Below are 6,079 nucleotides of genomic sequence, written 5' to 3' on the forward strand. Positions count from 1 at the left end.
CGGTATCTTCACCGCCCAGAGGGCGGCGTTACAATTGATTTAAGAAAAACGCGATCGCAGCAGTACCAAGCGGCACAGTCAAATTGTCAATACCAAATTTTGAGACAGACTCTAAAGTAGTAGCTACTAAACCCACAACAGCCGAAACTACCCAAGTTTGCCAAACATTGCCTTGAACAGCCAATAAAATCAAACTGCTGACAATAAAGCTCACTAAAAACATAGTAAAAGAACCTTCCCAACTCTTCTGTATCCCCCAAACTTTATAACTATGTTTACCAAAACGCTGACCAATCACAGCCGCTAGTCCATCTCCCCAAGTCATTACAAGAATGCCCAAAGCGGCATATTGTGGTAGTTGCAGCGGCCAAAACCAAGCAATCAAAACACCGATGCTGACAGCATAGAAAAATGTCCCCCAACTTTGTCGGCCAACGCTGTTAATGCTGGGTAAAATAGGAATCAAGTAAGATATAAGTGCGATCGTACCCGCCAAAACCCCCGCCCCAAGTCCCACCCAAGCCGGAATTTCCAGCCACCACGCCAGCAAAATCACATTTCCCGAACCAATGTGAACCACCTTCCGCGATACTTCTGGATCTGCCGAAGTAAACCGATTTAGCCCCTCAGCTACAAGTAAAATCAAACCTAACCAGGCTGCAATCAGAGAAATTTGCAGCCAGACAGTGGGAATTTCAGTAAATATAGACACGATACTCAGGAAAAACGCCGTTAATTAATGCTCTTCCTAGCACTATAGTAGAAATTCTACCTATGAACAATTAGCAATTAGCAATTAGCAATTAGCCATTAGCCATTTAAACACCTTTACAGAAGTCCTTGAAGCGTTTTGCCTCCTTCTGCTTAACCCGAACTGACTTTAATTTAGGTTTTTTATATTCTTAGTTTCTACTTGCAGCCAGACGATAAAAGTAGTTCCTTTATTGATATCGTTCTTTCTGACACCTACAGGCATCCACTCGGACTTTACCGGGGAAAATACTTGAACTTCGCCTTGCATTTCCTGTACTAAATCTTGTGCGATCGCTAAACCTAATCCCGTACCTGGAATTTCTGTCTCTGCTTTTGCTCCCCGGTAGTGGCGCTCAAACAAATGCTCTAAATCCTGTGGCGGAATCCCGGAACCACTATCGCTAATTCCAATACCAATTAATGGCAAATCAAGCATAGATAATTTGGGGCTTTTATTATTTCTGTCTTCTACTTTTACTTTAATATAAATCTGTCTTCCAGCCGGAGTATATTTCAAAGCATTGTCAAGTAAATTGCTCAAAACTTCTCGCAATGCTTTGGCATTAGCTTGCACAAGTGGCAAATTAGCCGGAATCTCTGCTTGTAGTTTTAAGTTGCATTCATCAGCGATCGCACGAGCTGAATCTAACAGCGGATTTAAAACTTCCGCAACCGAACAAGGCTCCAAAAAATTAGCCGCAGGTAATAGCTGAATACTGGAAAATTGCGAAATTTCAACAGGGTGAGTGTTTTTAGTCTCTTCGCTTTTGCCTTTTGGCTTCAACTGACTCGGTAGGATTAAATTTTTCTCGCCGATGTCAACATTACGATCGATGTGTTGTAGCAACTCAGAGAGGCGATCGCTCTCACGAACGATACTGACGGCTACTTCTCGATTTTTGTCTTCTACCAACAACCGCTTCATTAACAGCTTACCAAATGTTCGCAAGGCTGTCAGCGGACTTTTAAACTGGTGTAGCAAATTGTGCATCGCATCGTACTGCTGAATCTGTAGCTGTTGCTGTTTGCTCACTTGCTGCTGTATCCAATGCGATCGCCGATCTAAAACGCAGGCGATCGCTAAACTATGAGCAATTCGCTGCATCTGGGCTTCTTCTCGTTCATTCCAAGGTCTGTCTTTGCGACCACTGACCAGCAAGCCCATTACCACCCCTTCGTGCAGCAAAGGTAGCACGATTTGAGGCTGCTGCCAATTATTCTCCTGATGTTGTTCTCGATCGGATTTACTATCAACACCTTCAAGGCGATCCAGAGCGATCGCAGGTATCCCTGGCAATTTTTTTGCTGGAGTTTCTGGAGAGAGCAACCGGGGAGTCGGGTTAACTGCCTCCATTTCTTCTGGCCAAAGCGTCCAGCCCTGATTTTCTTCCCAGTCCACAGATGTTTCAGGGTAAGCCACAATCGGAATTAGCTTCGCAGCCCCCCCAGAGGCCAATTCTTCTGTCAAGTAGACTACACTAAAGGTAGCACCCAAACTAGCGATTAGACCGACCTGCGATCGGCAAAGGGTAACAAATTCAGAACTAACACTGGCAGGCATTAACATGAGCGCAGGATTTTATAAAAATATTAAGATTGTATCGATATATTAAAAAAACTTGAAGTTTTGAGCTAGAAAGGATATAATTCCCTCGGATTTGGTAGCTATAACTACACCCGTCTGTTCACAGAGGAGGTAAAGAAATTGGCCAGGAGACGCAAGCGTAAAAGCCGCCGCAGACAAGAAGGACGACGTATTCTTGAGTGTGTGCCTCAATATAGCATTGAAAGCGGCGAAGATAAACCAGTAACGGCAGCCCGCAAATTCATCCATGCTGAGGGGATTCTCCCTCCGGCCTTGCTGTTGGTTAAGAGAAACGAGCATACCACAGATAGATACTTCTGGGCTGAAAAGGGTCTTTTCGGAGCGCAATACGTCGAAGAGAACCATTTCCTATTCCCCAGCTTAAAAATGATGATGGAAGCGGCTCTAGAAAAAACTGCTGTGGGGGTAACAGGTCGCGCTTAGCTTAGCTGAAAGGATTAGCTGCAACCTTAAACCTTGATCTGGGGGTGTGGAAGCTCTTGTTGCCTTATTGAGTGCCTACTGAGTTTCAAGCCAACATTCCTGTAGGGAATATTATCAGGAGCGTTCGCGAGTTTAACAGTTGGCACTCAGAATATAATAAATTCTCTTGCAACTGGGAGGAGATGGCAACTTTTAGATTAAGGAACCATCAGCCTGCATAATCTGAGCAGTCTCTACCTGCAAAGCAAGTATTCCACTATTAACCTTTTTAATCCGCAGCTTTCAAGCCTAAAGCTTTTTGCATGGCGGCGAGTTCGTCGCGGTGGGCTCTGACGGTAATTAAACTCCGAGTTTGTTTTCCTTCCAGAGTCAATCCTTCGAGTTTAAGTGAGACTTGCTCAGATCGTCCAGCTTTTTTCCAGTAAAATATCCCGGTTAGGGGCGATACCAGCACCAGGAGGAGGAAAATTCCCCCTCTAGCAGGAACTAGCATCGACAACACCAAGCCAAGACAAAGCATCCCTACGGCACTCAGGATCGTTAAAAAAATTGCCAGAAACCAACTAGGACGGACAACCCCTTCAAAAGTAACTTGATTGCTAGGAGCATCTACGCCTGTGACTCGGTAGGATCTTTGGGAAAAATATGCTTTCAACTCAGTTGCAAAAGCATCTTCAGCCTGCTCAGAAACAAGTTTAACTTGTTCTGTTCGGTCTTTGACTGAAGCCTTGATGAAGAAAAACAAACCCACAGCCAACAGCAGAGTCAGCAAAAATGTCGATGAAAGAACGGCAGTAGTCATCTCGGAGGAGCGGGTGTAATGGAAATTCACTCCTCCTACTTTACATAAATTTAGCGGTTTAGCTTGCGCGATCGCCAAGGAGCAGATCGCGCAAGTAGGTCAAATAATGGCCTATAGGGTTTGTGCATCAAACGTAAAAGCGCTAACCCGTTTGGCCAGTTTCCAAGTCCCGGTGTCGGTGTTGAGACAGACCATTCCCCTGACCCGTGTACTCGTGCCAAAGCCGAGCTAGGTCTTGAGATTGATGCCGCCATTCCGGGAAGATTTGATACATCCGCCGGGGCCGTCCGCGCCCTTCTACTTTTTTCCAGTAACCTGCGATCACCCCTTCATCTTCAAGGAATTTAAGAGCGCTGTAGAGAACTGTGTCAGAAAGTCGGTAGATTGGGAATTCCCTTTCTAGCTGACCGATCAGCTCAGTTCCGTAAGAATCTCCGTGCAATAAGACGGAGAGAATATAGCACACTGCTAGTTCCTTGTTGAGATACACAGGGGGAGGGTCTTGAAAAAATTGATAGATATTCTCAAATTTCATCTGACTAGCCCTGTAACTATCCCCTCCAATCTATCGCGCCCACCATAAGGAATTACGAACATATTAGGCTTAGTGGCTCAACCAGCGTGGGAAAGAACCAATTTTCAAAATATTACCGGAGGCGGGAAAGGAGCGTGGCTTCAGTTCTCAGAGGGGAGTGACGTAAGGGAATTTATTCCCCCTCAGTATATGTTATGATTGTTAGAGCCTATTTACTTCAAAAGTGGACTGCTCTGTGGGTGAGTATTGGCGATTGCGGTACTCCTCTCACCCTTGCAGATCGCTGTGGCAATATTTAGTCCCTGTCTCTGACTCTATTGGAGATTTTTACTGCGATCGCCAAGCCTCAATTTAGTATGGCATGGCTCGAATCCGATTGATAGCTAAGTCTCTTCAAGTTAGATTTAATTCTTGGAGAGCAGGTAAAAAGTTTTTATTTTCATGGCTGGGTCGCGAAAGTTTGATCAAGGCAAACCGTTGTAATGGAGTTAGTAAAGCCCACTTTTCAAGGGTCAGTTGAACACCTATTTCTTTAGCTTTTTCCTCAACTATGTCTGGTATATTTGCAGTATCCATCCAAGCTGGATTGGGTTCCACTACTAAATCGGTCGCCGGGATATTTGTATATTGAATAATTAGCTTTTGTAGCCATTCTCGGTAAACTTGAATTTCATGAGGTTCGGTGCAATTTTTATCTACTAAAGCTTGACGTTCCTGGGGACTAAATTGATTCCATTGGGACAATTTTAATTTAATTCCACAAGTATCGAGCTTGTATCGCACTACCATGGGAATGCAGCGCAGGTTTGTCACAAATTCTTCTTCAAATTGAAAGTAATAAGTCATAGTTAAAAGTGGTTGTTTGTGATTTTTTAGAACTCGTGGTTATGAAGAATTTAGCTACTTATTTTGTCAGTATTTAAAAGGATGAAAGATTAATAAGTATCGGTTTAATAAGCATCGGTTTTATCAGTTAAGTTCAAAAATTTCCAATTTCCACTTCCAACTATTACTCATTTCGATTGGTTGTTTGCCGAATTATCAAGTAACTAATAGAAAGGGCAAAAATTGCGATTGCTAAACCAATTAAATCTAAGGCTGTTTTCTTTTCCAGGTCAAGAATAATAATTTTTCTAGCGACGGCTATCAAAGAAGTAACAATCACTAACTCAACATGAACAACGTGCTTTTTGAGATAAGCTGTGATATTTTCTAAGATTTCTAGAGCAATTAATACATTTAAAAACAATCCAAATACTACAAATATTTTATCTTTTAAAATATGCTCACTTTGAGTTAGCAGCTCCCGACTTAGATAAATTACCAAGTCAAAAACAGAGGTAATAATCACAACTATCATTACTAAAGATAGAAATTTAGAAACTATTGCCTCTAGAGTTTCGATGATATGGAGAAAATTTTCATCCTTGGTATAATATATAATTTTCTGGAGTATTTTTTTGAAATCCATATTTAAATACAATATTGATGTTCAAGTATAAGCTTTGCTAATATACTTAAATATTTACTTATTTACTTAATTTAAGTACCACATAATAAGTCTGTTTGTCAAGGTAGAGGAAGGGAAATCGTTTCAAAAACAAAAGCCCTTTCAGCTCAGAGTGAGAGAAAGAGGCTTTGTTTATGTTTGTGTCAAATAGAATCCCTGGCATCGAGCTATTTTCCCAGGCAGTTACCCACCAAGTATCTTCGCCACCGCAGCGTTTAACATCCGAGTTCGGGATGGAATCGGTGTGGAGCCACCGCGTCATAAACACCAGGAAAAGCTGTAAGGGTGTAAGAGCCCTGAAGACTGCAAAGAAATAAGTCATCATCAAATCAAAGTTAGAGGTCAAGCCCTCGGTCTGTTAGTGCGCCTCAGCTTCATCCCTCACAGGACTTCCACTTAACGCCTATCAACGGGTGTTCTGCCCGTGACCTTACTGGATAACTCCATGAG

7 protein-coding genes and 2 rRNA genes are annotated in these 6,079 nt (G+C 42.7%); 1 reads left to right on the forward strand and 8 read right to left on the reverse strand.

The genetic code is table 11. From position 1 onward, the window contains the following. Positions 1-28: 28 nt before the first annotated feature. Together PY364_RS11535 and PY364_RS11540 are read right to left on the reverse strand one after the other, a co-directional pair. The gene (locus PY364_RS11535; protein ID WP_275522664.1) at positions 29-712 is read right to left on the reverse strand and encodes a diacylglycerol/polyprenol kinase family protein; all 684 of its coding nucleotides are present in this window, start codon (positions 710-712) and stop codon (positions 29-31) included. A gap of 168 nt (positions 713-880) precedes the next feature. Next, positions 881-2,314 carry a GAF domain-containing sensor histidine kinase gene (locus PY364_RS11540; protein ID WP_275522665.1) on the reverse strand — a complete coding sequence of 478 codons (1,434 nt, stop codon included), beginning with the start codon at positions 2,312-2,314 and terminating at the stop codon, positions 881-883. A 144-nt stretch (positions 2,315-2,458) separates the two neighbouring features. Here PY364_RS11540 and PY364_RS11545 point away from each other — a divergent pair, with 144 nt between their 5' ends. Further along, a complete protein-coding gene (locus tag PY364_RS11545) occupies positions 2,459-2,782 on the forward strand; it encodes a DUF3155 domain-containing protein (RefSeq protein WP_275522666.1) in 324 nt (107 codons plus the stop codon). Positions 2,783-3,050: 268 nt separating this feature from the next. Here the strand turns inward: PY364_RS11545 and PY364_RS11550 are convergent, their stop codons facing one another. The 6 genes from PY364_RS11550 to PY364_RS11575 form a co-directional block, all read right to left on the reverse strand. Next, on the reverse strand, positions 3,051-3,584 hold the full coding sequence (locus PY364_RS11550) for a cofactor assembly of complex C subunit B (RefSeq protein ID WP_275522668.1): 534 nt from the start codon (positions 3,582-3,584) through the stop codon (positions 3,051-3,053). A gap of 142 nt (positions 3,585-3,726) precedes the next feature. Further along, positions 3,727-4,119, reverse strand: coding sequence for a PadR family transcriptional regulator (locus PY364_RS11555; RefSeq protein WP_275522669.1), 393 nt, complete (start codon positions 4,117-4,119; stop codon positions 3,727-3,729). Between the two features lie 393 nt (positions 4,120-4,512). Beyond that, positions 4,513-4,965 carry a nitrate reductase associated protein gene (locus PY364_RS11560; RefSeq protein ID WP_275522670.1) on the reverse strand — a complete coding sequence of 151 codons (453 nt, stop codon included), beginning with the start codon at positions 4,963-4,965 and terminating at the stop codon, positions 4,513-4,515. A 163-nt stretch (positions 4,966-5,128) separates the two neighbouring features. Next, positions 5,129-5,590: a phosphate-starvation-inducible PsiE family protein gene (locus PY364_RS11565; protein WP_275522671.1), complete on the reverse strand. Its 462-nt coding sequence runs from the start codon at positions 5,588-5,590 to the stop codon at positions 5,129-5,131. A gap of 193 nt (positions 5,591-5,783) precedes the next feature. After that, a 5S ribosomal RNA gene (gene rrf, locus PY364_RS11570) occupies positions 5,784-5,901 on the reverse strand. 66 nt (positions 5,902-5,967) lie between these two features. Beyond that, positions 5,968-6,079, reverse strand: a 23S ribosomal RNA gene (locus PY364_RS11575); the annotation flags it as partial.

Source organism: Kamptonema sp. UHCC 0994, assembly GCF_029167235.1.
GTDB lineage: Bacteria > Cyanobacteriota > Cyanobacteriia > Cyanobacteriales > Microcoleaceae > Kamptonema.

Coding starts and splice junctions, on each gene's coding strand:
- PY364_RS11540 (WP_275522665.1), bottom strand. CDS start 2,314: ATGCCTGCCAGTGTTAGTTCTGAATTTGTTACCCTTTGCCGATCGCAG.
- PY364_RS11550 (WP_275522668.1), bottom strand. CDS start 3,584: ATGACTACTGCCGTTCTTTCATCGACATTTTTGCTGACTCTGCTGTTG.
- PY364_RS11555 (WP_275522669.1), bottom strand. CDS start 4,119: ATGAAATTTGAGAATATCTATCAATTTTTTCAAGACCCTCCCCCTGTG.
- PY364_RS11560 (WP_275522670.1), bottom strand. CDS start 4,965: ATGACTTATTACTTTCAATTTGAAGAAGAATTTGTGACAAACCTGCGC.
- PY364_RS11565 (WP_275522671.1), bottom strand. CDS start 5,590: ATGGATTTCAAAAAAATACTCCAGAAAATTATATATTATACCAAGGAT.